This window comes from Ohtaekwangia koreensis (genome assembly GCF_900167975.1).
GTDB classification, from domain to species: Bacteria; Bacteroidota; Bacteroidia; order Cytophagales; family Cyclobacteriaceae; genus Ohtaekwangia; species Ohtaekwangia koreensis.
This window is the reverse complement of the sequence record NZ_FUZU01000002.1, coordinates 19,840-35,870: the sequence shown is the minus strand read 5'-3', so window position 1 is coordinate 35,870 and position 16,031 is coordinate 19,840. Positions and strand designations below refer to the sequence as shown.

General features: G+C 41.2%; 18 protein-coding genes and 1 tRNA gene. 11 read left to right on the top strand and 8 right to left on the bottom strand.

All coding sequences use genetic code 11. The features are described from left to right. A complete protein-coding gene (locus B5Y40_RS12925) occupies window positions 1-555 on the top strand; it encodes an RBBP9/YdeN family alpha/beta hydrolase (RefSeq protein WP_221408948.1) in 555 nt (184 codons plus the stop codon). A gap of 8 nt (window positions 556-563) precedes the next feature. Here B5Y40_RS12925 and B5Y40_RS12920 read toward each other — a convergent pair whose 3' ends face one another. Beyond that, window positions 564-1,229: a carboxypeptidase-like regulatory domain-containing protein gene (locus B5Y40_RS12920; RefSeq protein WP_159453696.1), complete on the bottom strand. Its 666-nt coding sequence runs from the start codon at window positions 1,227-1,229 to the stop codon at window positions 564-566. Then, a complete protein-coding gene (locus tag B5Y40_RS12915) occupies window positions 1,223-1,732 on the bottom strand; it encodes a cupin domain-containing protein (protein WP_079687219.1) in 510 nt (169 codons plus the stop codon). The genes B5Y40_RS12920 and B5Y40_RS12915 overlap by 7 nt, the downstream gene beginning before the upstream one ends. Window positions 1,733-1,876: 144 nt before the next feature. Between B5Y40_RS12915 and B5Y40_RS12910 the strand changes: the two genes are divergently transcribed. Further along, window positions 1,877-1,951: transfer RNA gene (locus B5Y40_RS12910), tRNA-Val, on the top strand. A 58-nt stretch (window positions 1,952-2,009) separates the two neighbouring features. On the opposite strand, the gene B5Y40_RS12905 is transcribed toward B5Y40_RS12910, so the two are convergent. Both B5Y40_RS12905 and B5Y40_RS29650 read right to left on the bottom strand, forming a co-directional pair. Further along, window positions 2,010-3,248: a BamG family beta-barrel-assembly machinery protein gene (locus B5Y40_RS12905; RefSeq protein WP_143785754.1), complete on the bottom strand. Its 1,239-nt coding sequence runs from the start codon at window positions 3,246-3,248 to the stop codon at window positions 2,010-2,012. Between the two features lie 175 nt (window positions 3,249-3,423). Beyond that, a complete protein-coding gene (locus B5Y40_RS29650) occupies window positions 3,424-3,561 on the bottom strand; it encodes a hypothetical protein (RefSeq protein WP_159453695.1) in 138 nt (45 codons plus the stop codon). Here B5Y40_RS29650 and B5Y40_RS12900 point away from each other — a divergent pair. From B5Y40_RS12900 to B5Y40_RS12875, 6 genes are all read left to right on the top strand, one after another. Further along, window positions 3,560-4,843 (top strand): DUF4270 family protein, encoded by a 1,284-nt coding sequence (locus tag B5Y40_RS12900; RefSeq protein WP_079687217.1) that lies wholly within the window; start codon window positions 3,560-3,562, stop codon window positions 4,841-4,843. The genes B5Y40_RS29650 and B5Y40_RS12900 overlap by 2 nt on opposite strands. Before the next feature lie 2 nt (window positions 4,844-4,845). Next, entirely contained in the window at window positions 4,846-5,880 is a 1,035-nt protein-coding gene (locus B5Y40_RS12895) for a Kelch repeat-containing protein (protein WP_079687216.1), read from the top strand. A 67-nt stretch (window positions 5,881-5,947) separates the two neighbouring features. Continuing rightward, window positions 5,948-6,163, top strand: coding sequence for a hypothetical protein (locus tag B5Y40_RS29645; protein WP_159453694.1), 216 nt, complete (start codon window positions 5,948-5,950; stop codon window positions 6,161-6,163). After that, window positions 6,160-7,263, top strand: a complete 1,104-nt coding sequence (locus B5Y40_RS12885; RefSeq protein WP_143785753.1) for a sensor histidine kinase — start codon at window positions 6,160-6,162, stop codon at window positions 7,261-7,263. The genes B5Y40_RS29645 and B5Y40_RS12885 overlap by 4 nt, the downstream gene beginning before the upstream one ends. Before the next feature lie 2 nt (window positions 7,264-7,265). Beyond that, on the top strand, window positions 7,266-7,982 hold the full coding sequence (locus B5Y40_RS12880) for a LytR/AlgR family response regulator transcription factor (RefSeq protein WP_079687213.1): 717 nt from the start codon (window positions 7,266-7,268) through the stop codon (window positions 7,980-7,982). Between the two features lie 183 nt (window positions 7,983-8,165). Further along, complete coding sequence (locus tag B5Y40_RS12875; protein ID WP_079687212.1) at window positions 8,166-8,927, top strand: hypothetical protein; 762 nt, start codon at window positions 8,166-8,168, stop codon at window positions 8,925-8,927. Window positions 8,928-9,016: 89 nt separating this feature from the next. Here B5Y40_RS12875 and B5Y40_RS12870 read toward each other — a convergent pair whose 3' ends face one another. Together B5Y40_RS12870 and B5Y40_RS12865 are read right to left on the bottom strand one after the other, a co-directional pair. Further along, a complete protein-coding gene (locus B5Y40_RS12870) occupies window positions 9,017-9,931 on the bottom strand; it encodes a sialidase family protein (RefSeq protein WP_079687211.1) in 915 nt (304 codons plus the stop codon). Window positions 9,932-9,938: 7 nt separating this feature from the next. Next, the gene (locus tag B5Y40_RS12865; protein WP_143785752.1) at window positions 9,939-10,541 is read right to left on the bottom strand and encodes a YceI family protein; all 603 of its coding nucleotides are present in this window, start codon (window positions 10,539-10,541) and stop codon (window positions 9,939-9,941) included. A 139-nt stretch (window positions 10,542-10,680) separates the two neighbouring features. Here B5Y40_RS12865 and B5Y40_RS12860 point away from each other — a divergent pair, with 139 nt between their 5' ends. After that, the gene (locus B5Y40_RS12860; protein ID WP_079687209.1) at window positions 10,681-11,943 is read left to right on the top strand and encodes a sensor histidine kinase; all 1,263 of its coding nucleotides are present in this window, start codon (window positions 10,681-10,683) and stop codon (window positions 11,941-11,943) included. Between the two features lie 2 nt (window positions 11,944-11,945). After that, the gene (locus B5Y40_RS12855) at window positions 11,946-12,674 is read left to right on the top strand and encodes a response regulator transcription factor (protein WP_079687208.1); all 729 of its coding nucleotides are present in this window, start codon (window positions 11,946-11,948) and stop codon (window positions 12,672-12,674) included. On the opposite strand, the gene B5Y40_RS12850 is transcribed toward B5Y40_RS12855, so the two are convergent. Beyond that, window positions 12,656-13,345, bottom strand: a complete 690-nt coding sequence (locus B5Y40_RS12850) for a response regulator transcription factor (RefSeq protein ID WP_079687207.1) — start codon at window positions 13,343-13,345, stop codon at window positions 12,656-12,658. The two genes, B5Y40_RS12855 and B5Y40_RS12850, sit on opposite strands and share 19 nt — an antisense overlap. A 141-nt stretch (window positions 13,346-13,486) precedes the next feature. Continuing rightward, a complete protein-coding gene (locus B5Y40_RS12845; protein WP_079687206.1) occupies window positions 13,487-14,992 on the bottom strand; it encodes a sensor histidine kinase in 1,506 nt (501 codons plus the stop codon). A 244-nt stretch (window positions 14,993-15,236) separates the two neighbouring features. On the opposite strand from B5Y40_RS12845, the gene B5Y40_RS12840 reads away from it, so the two are divergent. Further along, window positions 15,237-15,974 (top strand): GLPGLI family protein, encoded by a 738-nt coding sequence (locus B5Y40_RS12840; RefSeq protein ID WP_079687205.1) that lies wholly within the window; start codon window positions 15,237-15,239, stop codon window positions 15,972-15,974. Window positions 15,975-16,031 lie beyond the last annotated feature (57 nt).

Genomic DNA, 16,031 nt, shown 5'->3' with positions numbered 1-16,031 from the left:
GTGGCAGACTATATATTTAAATCAACCGTATTAATACTGCCTGGACTTGGAAATTCCGGTGAAGGACATTGGCAGACGCTGTGGGAGAAAGAGTATAATTTTATCCGCGTACAACAACACGATTGGGACACTCCGGTTTGCAACAGGTGGATTGAAACGATCGATAAAAAGATCGAAGAACTAAATACAACAGACGTTATACTAGTCGGGCATAGCCTCGCGTGTTGTACAATTGCTTTTTGGGCACAACGGTATAATCGTAAAATAAATGGAGCGTTGCTGGTGGCTCCGAGTGATACGGAAGCAGAGACTTATCCCAGTGGTACATCGGGCTTTACCCCCATGCCTTCCAACAAGCTACCATTCCCTTCCATTGCGGTGGCAAGTACAGATGACTACTACGTAACCAAAGAGCGTGCAGCTTCTTTTGCTGATGCATGGGGTAGTGAGCTAATTCAAATTGGTCCGGCAGGACACATTAATGTAGCAGCGGGATTTGGAAAGTGGGACGAAGGTCTTGCGCTTTTAAAGCGATTGGATTCCCGTGAGATATAGTATAGCAATTATTTCTTTGGCGCATGCTGCTCGTAAAAACTATTGAGGAGCGTTATAAGCTCACCTGCGGTAAGATAGTACATCACCGTGTAGTTTTTGGCATTGAAGTCTCCCAGTAGTTTATAGTACTCATCTTCCGAAAGAGAATATTTTTTCATCAGCCCTGACTTTGTATCGGGGTTGTTGATTACTATATCTACATACGTCTTTGCGCGATTGTTGTCTTCACGTAGCCAGGTGAGTTTTCTTTTTTGTTTTTTACCTTTTGATAAATAAAATGGCAATTTCCTTCGGGCGAGTTTGGCATTCTCATCATCAAACATACCATCATAATTGAAAGGCGTTGATTCGATCGTGACGGCTTCCAGCATAATTCCTTTTTCTGTCATACGAATCATGCTCGATTCATAATTCCATAGGGGTTGTATAATCGTTTCATATCCCACTAGTGAAAAGATCAGTGTGTCACGATCAGTAGCTGTAATGCTAAATTTACCTTGCACATCAGTAGCAGTTCCATGCATCGAATTTTTTATGCGGATACTTACAAAAGGTAGTGGACTGAAGGTTGCAGAATCAACCAATATACCTGTAAACACCTGCTGACGCTGAGCAAATGTTGCAGAGCATAGAAGTGTTAAAAACAGCACACAAAAAATAATTCGGTTCAGCACGCAGTATCGTTTGTCAATAATTCTATGATGCTTTTACAGGCAGGAAAAGTTTTAAGTAAAGTGTTTCGATTTGCCATTTCGAAATCTGCAAAGTCGAAGCCAGGAGCAACGGTACATCCTGAAAGAGTATAACTGTTTTCATCAACCACTTTCGCACCGAACCAGCAATTAGCAGGAACTACTACTTGCAGCGATTCACCTTTCTCCAGGTCCGATCCCAAAGTATAGGTTGTGAGTCCCAGGTCTGTTAATATATAAATGTTGAGTGGCCCGCCCGCATAAAAATGCCAGAGCTCGTCAGATTTAATACGATGAAACAGGGAGCGATCGTGTGATCGAAGTAAAAAATAAATAGCCGTTGAAAAATTTCGCGCAGCAGGAAACCTCGATGGTAATCCGGGTGAAGGAATTAATTCTGCTGTGCGATAAGTTTCTCTATAAAACCCACCTTCCGGATGTGGAAGAAGTGCAAGTTGAGTAATCCAATATTCAGGCGACTTCATAGGCTCTTGTCAAAAGAGGAGAACAGTTTATAAAGTTTCTAATATAAATGCTTCTGCCCAATTCATCACCCACAAAACCGGTAACCGGTAATTTGGGAATGCTGGTATCCATTAAAAGAATTGTTAATTTCACGCCCGGCTTACGGGTAATTAGCTCAGCTGGTTTAGAGCACTACCTCGACAAGGTAGGGGTCACAGGTTCGAACCCTGTATTACCCACTTCGTATAGTTTAAAGTATATTTCGCAGAAGCAAAGTTGCTGCATGCGATCGATGCATCAATCAAATTTACGTTTGATCCCCCAGAGGTCACGAATCACCACATCGATCATAATCTTTTGAGAATTTTGTCTGATCAGATTATTGGTAGTGGTTCCAAGTCTATCATAAGAATATGTTAAGTTGATAGCAGACTTGCCATCAAACACCGGCAATGAAACTCCGGCAGACATTCCCCACAGTGGCAGATTTGTTCCATCAATTTTTAGCTGATAGTTCTGTACATAAAATCCGGTGCGAAGTGAGGCAAGGCCCCAATAACTTTCTGCGTTTGGGTTCCCTTTATATAGATAGCCAACAGCAACTTTCCAAGTATCCTGAAATGTTAACTCCTGGTCGGAGAAATTTGCGCTGCTCCAATTTTCAAATTTTAAATCGGCAGCAAGGATGGAACGTTTAGAATGGAGTCCAATTCCGAAACCTGCTGAAGCCGGAAGTTTATACTTTAGTTTATCACCGGTATCATTGGTGAGCGTATCGGCATTCTGATCATATAATGCGCTCTTCTGAGTTCCTCTCAATGTAAGGCCATCGTCAGCAACGACTCCCAATACCAACGCGCGATTTTTTATTTTGATTCTATACTGTAACCCAAAATCGATGTCCATTTTACGTGCTACAATTTTATTCTCGTAGGTAAGTACACTTGACAGGTTCGATAAATCTATAGTTTCATTTTTTGTAATGCTCCCGAATAGATATGAAATGTTAACACCGAGCGACAAATTTTTTACGATGTTAAAGGAGTTGCCCAGGTAAAGCTGGTTGATATTACCGCTCCCATCATAAGTATAGTCTACATTTGAAGCAGCACCCAATTCCCGTGTTGTGTTAATCTTATAACCGACACTACTAAACGGAGCAAGGCCCGCGGAAGCCGACCACCAAGGAGAAAATTTAAACCAGTAATTTATATTGGATAATCCTCCGGTAGATTTTGAATCCGACCGTGTACTCATCTGGTATTTATTAGACTCTACATATAGTCCAACTTCATAGATGTGTGTTATTGGTGATGAGATCGCCCCGTATGAAGCCGGGTTGAGTGGGTTGAGATTGAAGTCATCCTGTACACCTATGCCTACTCCACCCATACTTCTGTTCATGGAAGAGGTTCTGTTGTTTATCATGCCTATTCCATATACAGAATAAGGCGAGCTAAATATATTTTGCGCCTGCGCGCTATAGTGTAGTAGTATAAGTGTCCCTGCGATCAGAACATGTGTAAATCTCGGCATTGCAGATTTTTTAGTCTTGCAACTTCGCCACCACTTTTTGGTCCGACAATAATTAGCGACCAACCCACAGAATACAACTGCAATCTTTGATTTTGTGCCGATCTATTTACGCGTTCATTTGAGAAATAACTTGTAATCGTCATTATCAGCGTAAAAAAGCATTTGGCGATGGTTTTTAGAATGTCGCCAACCCATAGCCTATACGTTCGGTGGTGCCCGTATTGGTTTTGGTAGCTGAATTGAGCGAGGTTGTCTCATTCATTTCATGAAGCAATACGAACCAGGTTCTTTTGTCACGGAGATGTTTTTCCATGAAGCAATTTTGGTTTGTAGTCGTAGTAATTTTAATGATGACATCGTGTGGTGTTGATTCTTCGGAGATTGGTACAGATTTCTTCAACGAAGGCGCACTGGATTTTTCATACATTGATTCTTCTTCTGTTAAGCTTTCAACAATCCGGATCGAGGACCTGACTACAAATGTTGGTGCCCGCATGTTATTGGGCTCGCATGTAGATGAAAAACTCGGTCGCATTACCGCATCATCGTACTTTCAGGTGGTTCCTCCGTCTGGTGCAGACCTGCAATATGAAGATGTATCCTACGACTATATAGCGATCGTATTAAAGTATGATCATTACTTCTATTATGATACTACTGCCAATGTAACGCTGCGCGCACACTATGTAAAGGAAGATATGGAATTGGATGATGATGGCACATTATATAGCGACCGAACATTCGCCATTGATGAAAACCCTTTAGGCTCTCTTACATTTCTTCCGAAACCGAATCGCTCAGATTCTCTGGAAATTATTCTTTCAGATGATCTTGGAAAAGAACTCTTCGAAAAACTTACCAGTGGCAGCGACCAGTTGAGCAGTTCAACAGAATTTCTGCGCTACTTTAAAGGCCTTGCTATATTGCCGGATACCAGCAGCTCTACTTGCTTGCTCGGTTTTGCGATAACACCCGAACTTCGCGTTTACTATAAAGATAAGAGCACGACTCCTATTACCGATAAGTATATATCATTCGCAGCTTCGTCTTCAAATATAGTGCAGACGAATATTCACACCAATGTCCAGAATACAAAATTAACAACACTTAAAGATACCGATGAACGCTTGAGTTCTGATGAAACAGACGAGCAAGCGTATCTGCAGGCCGGTGCCGGATTGTTATTGCGTATAGATATGCCGTACCTGCGTGAGTTGAAGCAGATCGAAAATTTCTATCCCACTCAAGCTATACTCGATATTTACCCGATCCGTAATTCATATAGTAATGTCGAGCCTATACCCTCTTCGTTTGTGGTATATAAAGCGGATGAGAAAAATAACTTCTATGCCCAGTACGGCACCAGTGCCACGCTGCTCAACGACACAGACCTCGATCGCTATACACGCTATACTCTTGATGTAACATCTTTTGTAAAAGAGCAAATGGAACTGGCTGAATTCAACGAGAATGGATTGGTCTTCTCGCTCTCTGAAAATTTTCCGGTATCGGTAGATCGTATCTATGCCGGCAATAATGGTGTCGACTATAAAACACGCTTGAGAATTTATTTTGTCACTGTAAATAATAATTAAGAATGAAACAGATAAAATTAGCAGCAATGCTTTTTGTGCTATCAGGATTAGTGATGCTTAATGCCTGCTCGTCTGATGATGACGATGATGATACACTTGGTAACTGGACAAAGGTTACGCCTTTTAAAGGTGTGAAACGTTCCGGTGCATTTTCTTTCACCATCGGCACAAAAGTATTTGTCGGACTTGGTTATGATGGCGATGATTATTGGTCTGATGTATATGGTTTCGATATCAACAACGGTTACTGGGAGTCGATGGCGCCATTCCCGGGCAAAGCGCGTGAGCGTGCTGTTGCCTTTAGTGTAAATGGTAAAGGATATGTAGGGCTCGGGTATAATCGTGATGAAGACACAGAAGAACTCAGAGACTTTTGGGAATACGATCCGGCTACTAACGCCTGGGATTCCCTCGGCCTCTTCGGTGGTTCTGCACGCTATAACGCTATAGCTTTTGCTATCGGTTCAAAAGGATATGTAGGTACCGGTTATGATGGTGATAACACAAACAGTGACTTCTGGCAATACGATCCTTCAACCAACACCTGGTCGGAGATAGTAAGTTACCCCGGTGACAAAATAGAATCAGGATTAGCATTTGTAGTAGATGGAAAAGCATATATAGGTACAGGTCGTGATAACGGTTTATTCAATCTTGACTTCTGGGAGTTTGTACCCGGTACCGATGGTAGTAATCCAACCTGGACAAAGCGTACACCGGATGATGATGAATCTGATTATGATGAATTCAAATTGGCTATGTATCGATACGATGCAACGGCAGTGACTGTAGGAACGAAAGTCTATATTATCGGAGGAGTAGCATCAACAGGTGCAGCAGTTAAAACGGTATACGTATTTGATGCCACGACATTTGATTGGGATGATCGCACAGGATATGAGGGATCCGCACGAAGCCTTGCCGTTGGATATGTATTGAGTGATAGAATTTTTGTAGGCACCGGACAAAACGGAACAAGTCGTTATGACGATATCTGGGAGTTCAAGCCATTGGAAGAATACGATGAGACGTATTAATTAACCTGCAGGCTGTAGGGATAAGGTCGTTCAGTTAAGTGCTGGAGTTAGAAGTTGAATGGTGAAGATGAAAACGATAGACTTAACTGAACGGCAATATCTACCTGTACACGTGCGGATGATATATAGTAAATTCGATGGAGCCCAAACCATAGCAAGTACCGAAGGCTTTCTGCATTTTGCAGAAGCCTTTGTGTTTGACAAAACATTAAAAAGAAAGATATTTAAAAAATGGAGTGAGCTTTCATCTGAACAGGATGTCGTTTGGCTCAGGAGCACGTGAAAAAAAGAGTTGTCAATAAAATACTTATTATAGCACTACACGTGTTTGGCTGGGCGTTGTTGTTCATGATGCCTTTCAGATTTATTTCAAGAGGCAATGCACGCTTTGCAGAACGAATGCCTCCATCTGGAGGTGGAGCCGGCCCGGCACCGCCGGAACACATGATCCAAACCATTCCGTTTGACCCCATGTGGTTTCGCATCGAAGCCTTTGCCACCAATGTGTTACTGGCAATTTTCTTTTACCTCAACATGTTCATATTCGTGCCACGGATTCTTTCGAAAAAAAGTTGGTGGCCGTATACATTTATAGTAGTGCTTGCATTTAGTATATACTTGTTCGCAGGGTATGCTATTCGTTTATACTTTATACCAGCAGGCGATATGGGCCGACCGTTTGGACCACCGCTTTTTGTGGGTGTCCCTAATTTCTTAATGGTATTTGGATTGAGTCTTGCGCTGCGTATTATGCAAGATCGTTCCTCTTTTGAAGCCGCCCTGAAAGAACAAGAGAATGAAAAACTGAAGTCCGAACTTTCATTTCTGCGATCACAGGTAAGTCCACACTTCATGTTTAACGTGTTGAACAGCCTCGCTTCACTTGCACGCAAGAAATCTGACCAGGTGGAATCTGCTATTATACAACTGTCTCAATTGATGCGATATTCTTTATATCACACCGAGAAGAAGGTTACATTAGAACAGGAAGCAGAATATTTAAGTAATTATATAGAGTTGCAGAAACTTCGGTTTGGTTCAACCATCAACATGCACTTTCATGTAGATATAGAGCGAAAGGAAACCGTTATAGAGCCTATGCTCCTCGTTCCGTTTGTTGAAAATGCATTCAAGCATGGAGTAGGATTGATCCATGAGCCCGTTATTATTATATTACTGGAAGCAACAGCTTATCGCATCAGTTTTACGGTGCGTAATCGCTTTAATCCTTCCAGCAATGAGGTAAAGGATGAAAGCTCCGGCATCGGATTGCAGAATGTTCGAAGAAGGCTCGATTTGTTATACAAGGATTTATATACACTGGAGATATATAAGACTGATGATAACTGGTTTATCACTGAACTGAAAATTATCCCTGAATAATTATGACATGTGTTGCTGTTGATGATGAGCCGCTCGCGCTCGACTTACTGGAGGATAACATCAAGAAGATTTCTTTTTTGAAGTTGGTGAAGAAATGCTCCAATGCGTTGGAGGCAAATAATTTTCTGCAGACTCAAAATGTAGACCTTATCTTCCTCGATATACAGATGCCCGGGATAACCGGTATACAATTCTTACAAGGTCTTTCTAAAAATCCACCGCTTGTAATTTTTATAACAGCATACGAGAAGTATGCCATGGAAGGCTATAACCTGGATGTTGTAGACTATCTTTTGAAGCCTGTCTCATTCGAGCGCTTTTTAAAAGCAGTGAACAAGGCCCATGATAAATTCAATGCACTGAAAGTTCCCGTAGCAGTTCAGCCCAGCCAGGCTACATATCTGTTTGTGAATTCAGAGTATAATTTAGTGCGGATTGATTTTAGTGATATAGCCTATATAGAAGGTCTAAAAGATTATGTGAAGATCTTTCTTCTTTCAGCACAACGCCCGGTGATCACACGCATGAGTATGAAATCACTGGAGGAAAAATTACCAGTCGATCAATTTGTGCGCGTTCATAAATCATTTATAGTATCGCTTAATAAAATAGCATCTATACGCAAAGGAAGAATAAGTCTTTTGAAAGTACAGATCCCGATCAGTGAACACTATAAGGATAATCTCAACAGATTTATAGATCCAAAAAACATGCCTTAGCGAATTGATGTCTTAAATCCACATTGTGGATTTGTGAATAAAAATTGTGCATAATTTTATTGTTCCAGTCATCCCTTTAAATCATAGTTTTATTGAAGATATAGGCTCTTCATAGTCGCTTCCTGCAGAAACGCGAACCTTGCACCGTTGTATCCGTCAAATAGCAAAACTAAACTTTCGCTTATGAGAAAAACGAATGCATGGTTATTTCTATCATTGATCATTGGGTTTACAGCCTGTAACAACGATGATGATGATAAACCGAATAACTCCATTACTTCCGATGAAGCAGCAGTAATTGTTTCTTCTTCATTTTCATCGAATACATCCGGTGTAAACTTTGTTTCTACGGAATCAGCAGGTACATCGGAAGATCTTTTGGAAGACAACGCCAACGGCCGTGTGGCCGCATGTGGTGCTTCTAAAAATATAGATCTGTCTGGTGAGAGCCCTGATGGAGGAAGTATTACCTGGAGTTATGACTTCAGCTATAAATTTCAACTCAATTGTAATGATGAAGAAAAGCCGTCTAGCGTTTCGGTTGACTTAAGCTATAGCGGTGATTTTAGCGGGCCAAAATTGTCCACTGAACATTCTGGTACATCCGAACTCGATCTTATTGGTCTTGAAGAATCTGTTGAGAATTTTCTACTGGAAGGTTTCTACAAACGCAGTGGTTCTTTCGAGCAAAAAGAAGGTGATAAAAAATCCGGGAGCAGCAGTATAGAAATTGACTTGGCTGACGTTGTAATAGACAAGCAGACACATAAAATAATAAGTGGCACAGCTACGTATACACTGACAGGAACCGTTCCTGCAAAAGGTGATTATACCTACGAAGGTACAGTTACGTTTCAGGGTGAAGACACTGCTGATTTGAAAGTTGGTGATGATAATTTCTCACTCAACCTCAGGAGCGGTGATATAGTAAAAAAAATAGAGTAAATCTCTGGTCACAGGTAGGTTAGGTAGAGAAACCGGGGCGCGAAAGTGCTCCGGTTTTTTTTATTTAGTGGCTAATAATACATATATCGTCAACAACCATCTCGTTTGCTGGAAGCAGTTAGTATACCATACGGTGTATCCAGTAGCAAATTAAAAGGAACATTCGGTAAGCCTTGCGGGCCGGTGAGTTGTTGATAGTATGGGAGTCTCAGGGTTCTTCTCCAATTGGATATTAGCTGTTTTGTGCTGGTAGGTGTAAGGCGAAAAGTATACTGGTAAAAAAATGACTTTGTATCAAGCCAAACAGCGCCACGATCAGTGGACACAAAGGATTGTCCTTGATATAGTATAGCAACCAGATTGTCGCCATCTACCCCAATGGATGCCATGGCTCCGTTGCTCCCGCTGGCATTCCAGCTTCTTCCATTGTCATCCGATCGGTAAGCACCAAGTCGGGTGGCTGCAAACAGCGTTTTATTCAAAGCCGTAAAAGCATTTATTTGAACGCTACGCATAGATGCTGTCCACGAACGACCTTTGTCGTATGAGTAATATATCCCATCATTTGTTCCTGCAAAAAGTGTGTTGTTATAGATATAGAAGCATCGCACCGTCATGTTCTTTAACCCAATATTGCATGTCTGCCAGGAGTCACCGTCATTGTAAGACATATATATACCGTTTTGAGAAGTTCCTGCCAGGATTATATTATCAAATGAAATAAGGGCATCGATCTTTACGTGTTGTGGTAATCCAAAGTTGGCAGCATGCCAGGTTTTAAATTTATCATCAGATATAAATATGCCGTGCGCATCGGTGGCAATTACAACAGCATCGCGATGCATTGTCCAGTTATTGATCACTACATCTTCCGGAAGCCCGGTGTGGATTGGTTTCCAGGAGTCGCCCTGGTCATGACTGACGTAGATTTTTTCAGCGTCCCCTTGGGCCTGTGCCTGTATAGCACAAAGGCTGTAAATGAATATTAAGAAATATAGTTTCATAGTATAATTATTTAGTGGCCAGCAAACTCAATTCAATTCCTATAGCATCGGAGATCGCGCCATCGCCTATATCACTGAAGAATCTCCCGGAATTATAACGGACGTTCCATTTCGTGCGATCAAATTTAAATTTCGCCTGAACTTTAACAGTACTCCCGTTAGACGTAATGCTTGCCGGAAACTTGAGTTGATTCTTAATTCCTTTTAATGTTAAGGTTCCTGTTATATCATAGTTAGGTTGATTGGCAGTTGCATCTTTAACCTTTTCTACCTTGGTGATTTCAAATAGTGCGGAAGGAAACTTCGTTGTTGAAAAGAAGTCGTCACCTTTTAAGTGTTCGGTCAGGTCATTGCCACCATCGTTCGCGGGCATGTCAGTGTCTTGCAAACTATTCATGTCGATCTCGAAGTTTCCACCAGTCAATTGATCACTTGTCATGGATAATTCTCCCTTTGTAAGATTGATGGTGCCGGTGTGCTCACCGAAACTAAACGAATAGTAACCAGTCCAGCGCACAGAACTTTGCTTTAGATCCACCTTGTAAGAAACCGCGGGTTCTCGAAAAGTAAAGGCGCTTAGGGTAATGAATAGAAGGGTAATTATTTTCATGAGCTTGTTGTTGATTTGTTTTTCAAACCTACCGGCATTCACTTTTCTTTTTGTAAAGCCGTTGTAAAAAGATGTTAACGAAATGTAAATTCTGCGATAGCCATAGAATTAAGCGCTACATTTACTTACAGAATTTAGAATGAAAGCCAGGGTATATAGAATACTGATCGTTACGACACTCACCGCGCTTGTGGGCTTGCTGGTGATGCAGATCTATTGGTTTGTACACGCGTATAAACTAGAGGAGGCTCAATTTGATAAGAGTGTTAACCTGGCATTACGGAATGTCGCCGATAATTTATTGAAATCTCAAAAGGATTTCTCAGGACGCATCGATCCGGTTCAACACACAGCATCCAACGCTTTTTTTGTTACGCTGAACAGAAAGATTGAGTATGCATTACTAGACTCTTTGATTCGATCGGAATTTAAGAAGCATGGTATATATACTTCATTCGAGCTGGGGGTATATGAACATCAGAGCAATGTGTTGTTGTATGGAAATTTTTATCAACAGGGGGCACTCACAGAAGGTGATGCAACATGTCGCAACCGTGAGCCTGTCGTAGCAAAAATGGATTTCTCCATTACCTTTCCGGATAAGCGTACTGACATTTTAGGATCTTTGAATATATGGATCATAACTGCTGCTATATTTCTGCTCGTCCTGGTTGTATTCTCCTATATGGTGATGGATTTATCAAAGCAGAAAAAACTCGCTGAAATAAAAACGGACTTCCTTAACAATATGACGCACGAGTTGCAAACGCCCATCGCAAATATAGGTATGGCCAGTGAAGTGTTGCGAGCCGTTACACCGGTCGATAGTAAGAAGGCCATGCGGTATGCGAATATTATACATGAGGAAAATCAGAGGCTTAAATTTCATGTAGAGCAGGTATTGCAGACCGCCCAAATGGAACGCGGTGAAGTAAATCTGAATAAAAAGGAGATTGATATAAATCAGTTGATCAATTCAGTGATCTCTAATTTTGAACTTCGCCTCCAATCCAGACAAGGAAAAATCATAAAACACCTGCTGGCATCTCCGGCACAGCTGACAGGCGATCCTTTTCATCTCACAAATCTTTTCTATAACCTATTGGACAATGCGGATAAGTATTCTCCTTTAAATCCGGAGATTACCATCACAACACGAAATCATGAAGCCGGAATTCAGATCAGCATCGCGGATAAGGGTATAGGAATCAAACACGATGTCCAGAAATTTATCTTTGATAAATTCTATCGTGCAGCTACCGGCAATCAACACGATATAAAAGGATTTGGGCTTGGGCTCACCTACGTGCAGCAAATTGTAAAGGCACATAATGGAATCGTTACGGTGAGCAGTGAAGAAAATCAAGGAAGCCGGTTCGATTTATATTTTCAGAGTTATTGAGAATGCGCATAACCCCGAGAAAGATATTGTTGGCGGAAGATGATCGTAACATGGGCTTTATGTTACAGGATAATCTCGAGATGGCTGGCTATACTGTAGATATATATACAGACGGACAGTCGGCTTTGAGTGCTTTTGTAAAGGTAAAGTATGATTTATGTATCCTGGATGTAATGCTTCCGCAAAAAGATGGTTTTGCACTGGCGTATGACATTCGGAAATTAAGTCTGCAAGTCCCGATTATATTCCTTACGGCCAAATCCATGAAAGAGGATCGTATCCAGGGATTTAAACTCGGGGCAGACGATTATATCACGAAACCCTTTAGTATAGAAGAGTTTTTGCTCCGTATAGAAACGATTCTGAAAAGGGTATATGATCAGCCGACTAAGGCTGATGAACAATTTATATATCCATTGGGAACATTGATGTGTGACTTCGCCAATCAGTTGATCACTTCAGGCACACGCGTACAGGAACTTACCAATAAAGAAGCGAAGCTATTGAAATTATTTTGTATTAATCGGAATAAGGTGATCGACCGTGATATTATTCAGAAGGCCATCTGGGAGGATGAAGGATATTTTGTAGGCAGAAGTATGGATGTATTTATATCACGACTCCGAAAGCTCCTGAAAGATGATCCGGATGTTTCCATTCTTAATGTTCACGGCGTTGGGTATAAACTTGAAGTAAGGGAACATTCATTGAATCAGCCCACTGCAAAATGATAGCCGATGCCTTTGATGGTGATAATCTCAATAGAAGAATCTTCCTTCAGGTAATCGCGAAGCTTGGTAATGTATACATCCAGGTTTCGTGAATTGAAAAACGAGTCATCGCCCCATAACTTCATAAGTATATCTTTACGAAGAACGGTAGCATTCTTGTTTTCCACCAGCGCTTGTAAAAGCGTAGACTCACGATGCGAAAGCTTTTTCACGAAATCTTTATAGCGGAGCTCATACCGCAACGGCACAAATTGATACGCACCAATCATTATGCCATCATGTCCATTGCTATTTTTTTGATGCTGTGTAATGTGCAATAAGTTATTGATTCTCACGATCAACTCCTCCATGCTAAAAGGCTTGCGTATATAGTCGTTCCCTCCGGACTCGAATCCTTTCAACAGATCTTCCGTCTGTGTTTTAGCAGTAACAAAAATGATCGGTATCGCAGGCGCAACCTGGTGAATTTCCTGTGCAATGGCATAACCATCTTTAGACGGAAGCATGACGTCAAGTATACATATATCAGGCAGCGATTTTTTGAATTCGGTAACAGCATCGTTGCCATCCGTTACCATGATCACTTCAAAATCACGACTCTCCAGGCTCTCCTTCACAATTCTTCCCAGGAAAGGCTCATCTTCAACGTAAAGTATTTTTATTTTTGCCATAGGTGATTTAAAAGTCACGAAGATTTTAGTGTGTGTTGTTGTGAACGAGTGGTTAAGCGCATAACGTTTATGCACGATTCGCTCGCTTTGTAAAGTATATCTTTCATCTTATTATCTCCGATTTGTAATCTCTGCCGTCTTTCAGTATTTCGGCAATGCAATTCTAAACAGACTTCCAACGCCAACTTCACTTTCCACTTCAATTTTTCCGCCATGACTTTTTATTACACTGGCCACGTAATTTAGTCCGAGGCCATAGCCTTTGGCGTTGTGTACATCTCCTGTAGGAACGCGAAAGAACTTCTCAAATATTTTTTTGTGATATTCTTTCGGTATACCTATTCCGCGGTCTTCTACCAGTAATGTTAGCTTATCCGATGAATTTTTTAATGTAATGAGTATAAATGGATTTTTAAGACTATACTTCAATGCATTGTCAATAAGATTATGAATCACATTCGTGACATGTAGCGAACTGCCCTGCATCTCGAAATCATTTCCTTCCTTGATATAGTTAACAGCAGCACCTCGCTTTTCGAAAATCAGTTTCATAGACGCAAGCACTTGTTGCAGCGTTTCGTCAAGATTTATGGGCTCAGGTTTAAAATCTATACCATGATTCTCAAAGATCGAAGTCTTGAGGATTTTGTCTGTCATTAACGTGAGTCGATTCAATTCGCTTTGCGCTATATCTAAATATTCGGCTGCAAGTTTCGGATTGCTCTTCGCCTGAAAACTCCTCAGCGCTTCTATGGCAACACTCACCGTGGCGACAGGGGTCTTCAACTCATGCGTAACGTTGCTTATAAAATCATTTTTAAGTGCCATGAGCCGTTGCTGCGAACGTATATTCAAATACATCACGATGAAAGCAATCAAAATAGTGATGGTAAGAAATGCAGAAAATAAAATCTGTGGCGTGATTTCAGCCAATACTGTGCTCCGTATACCAGTCATCGAGGCTGTATAATGATGGGCAGGATTTAATCGGACAGGCTCTGAATGTAGGGTATCGCTAAATATAGTTTCCTGCGTATCGCTCCGGCCTCGCTCACGAATAAATTCCTTATGACCGAAATCCGGAAAAAATTCCGAACGTTCCAGCGGTATGTGTTGTATGTGTTTTATTGTAAAAGGTATAGCAAGCGATTCACTGGCGAGTGCGCGCTTAAATTGGTGCTGCAGGCTATCGCTGTTTAAAGTATCGGCACCAAGCCGCACAATGAAATTTTTAGCATATCCTTTTGCGCTTCGGAACCGGATATTCTGGATGCCGGCAACAACAGGCTTTAATTCATCTTTCGACACAGAATCTCCATACTGAGTGGATATATATACCTGAACATTTTGATTTTGGGCTGCAATACTCTTTACAGAATCACGCAGTCCAAATGCAGCGGACTCTCCAGGCATTGCAAGTGTCAGCTTCGGGCCTAAAGAATCTACTGAAACAGCCTGGATGTTTTTTGAGAAAGCAGAATCGCGGAGCGTTAACACCGTGTTGCGAAATATAGTATTCGTTTGACGCCTCAAGTCATAAAATGCTTTTTCATAGGAGTTTTGCAACCAGAATACCTGGAGTGTGATCAACAACACAATGCTGCTGACCATAAGTATAAGAATCACTATATCTTTTCGCTTCATCATTTTTAGTCTTGCCTGGCCTTATCCGCTCAATGGTTAAACTGTTATTTCTTAATCCCCAATCACAACAAGAGTAACCATTACTCATTCATAGGAGTAGATAACGGTTCACAAAGTTAACGTAGTTGTAACGTAGGATGTACTTCTTTAACGTTAATTAACATTCCTTTCAGAACCATTAACCGTTGGCAGTTATCCCTGCCAGTACATTTACGATTGTAAAATCAATATGCAAATTTCTATTACTATGAAACGAATCCTGATAATTCTGGGCACTGTTGTGTCCATGATGGCTGCTCATTTTGTGTTTGGTCAAACTACGGAAGGTGTTATCACCTATGAGGTGAAAGTAAATATGCATCGCAGGCTTCCTCCTGATCGTGAAGGGATGAAAGAGATGATGCCGGAATTCAATATCAGCAGCGACCAGCTTTTCTTTAATGAGACGGAATCATTGTATAAACCTGTGATAGAGGAAGAAGATGATTTTGCAGATGAAGGTGGCAATGTGCGCATGCGATTCAGAAGACCTGAGGCAGAGTATTATTTTAATCATAGTGCTTCAAAGCGTGTCACACTACAGGAATTTATGGGTAAGAAATATCTGATCGAGGACTCCTTAAAGATAACGCCCTGGAAATTTGGAGCGAAAGTAAAGACAATCAATGGATATGAATGCCGTCAGGCCACACTATATATTGAAGATCGCAAGCAAAATATAGTAGCCTGGTATACCGACAAGTTGCGCCCCTATATGGGTCCGGAAAATTTTAATACGCTGCCCGGAACGGTGATCCAAATCGATATGAACAATGGTGAAAGAGTGATCACGGTACAAAAGATAGAGAAAAGAACCTTGAAAAAAGGCGAGCTCAAAATCTCTTCGGGAGGCACTAAAATTACGGAGAAGGAATTTCGCAAGATGGTAGAAGCGCAAATGCAACGCATGGGCCGGGAAGGTGGAAATGTCATGATCAGGAATTAACCTGTTAAGACCTGGTCAATCTATACTATATATAGTTCAAAATAATTTCCATTCCTG

Coding starts and splice junctions, on each gene's coding strand:
- B5Y40_RS12915 (WP_079687219.1), bottom strand. CDS start 1,732: ATGAAGTCGCCTGAATATTGGATTACTCAACTTGCACTTCTTCCACAT.
- B5Y40_RS12905 (WP_143785754.1), bottom strand. CDS start 3,248: ATGCCGAGATTTACACATGTTCTGATCGCAGGGACACTTATACTACTA.
- B5Y40_RS12900 (WP_079687217.1), top strand. CDS start 3,560: ATGAAGCAATTTTGGTTTGTAGTCGTAGTAATTTTAATGATGACATCG.
- B5Y40_RS29650 (WP_159453695.1), bottom strand. CDS start 3,561: ATGGAAAAACATCTCCGTGACAAAAGAACCTGGTTCGTATTGCTTCAT.
- B5Y40_RS12895 (WP_079687216.1), top strand. CDS start 4,846: ATGAAACAGATAAAATTAGCAGCAATGCTTTTTGTGCTATCAGGATTA.
- B5Y40_RS29645 (WP_159453694.1), top strand. CDS start 5,948: ATGAAAACGATAGACTTAACTGAACGGCAATATCTACCTGTACACGTG.
- B5Y40_RS12880 (WP_079687213.1), top strand. CDS start 7,266: ATGACATGTGTTGCTGTTGATGATGAGCCGCTCGCGCTCGACTTACTG.
- B5Y40_RS12875 (WP_079687212.1), top strand. CDS start 8,166: ATGAGAAAAACGAATGCATGGTTATTTCTATCATTGATCATTGGGTTT.
- B5Y40_RS12870 (WP_079687211.1), bottom strand. CDS start 9,931: ATGAAACTATATTTCTTAATATTCATTTACAGCCTTTGTGCTATACAG.
- B5Y40_RS12865 (WP_143785752.1), bottom strand. CDS start 10,541: ATGAAAATAATTACCCTTCTATTCATTACCCTAAGCGCCTTTACTTTT.
- B5Y40_RS12860 (WP_079687209.1), top strand. CDS start 10,681: ATGAAAGCCAGGGTATATAGAATACTGATCGTTACGACACTCACCGCG.
- B5Y40_RS12855 (WP_079687208.1), top strand. CDS start 11,946: ATGCGCATAACCCCGAGAAAGATATTGTTGGCGGAAGATGATCGTAAC.
- B5Y40_RS12850 (WP_079687207.1), bottom strand. CDS start 13,345: ATGGCAAAAATAAAAATACTTTACGTTGAAGATGAGCCTTTCCTGGGA.
- B5Y40_RS12845 (WP_079687206.1), bottom strand. CDS start 14,992: ATGATGAAGCGAAAAGATATAGTGATTCTTATACTTATGGTCAGCAGC.
- B5Y40_RS12840 (WP_079687205.1), top strand. CDS start 15,237: ATGAAACGAATCCTGATAATTCTGGGCACTGTTGTGTCCATGATGGCT.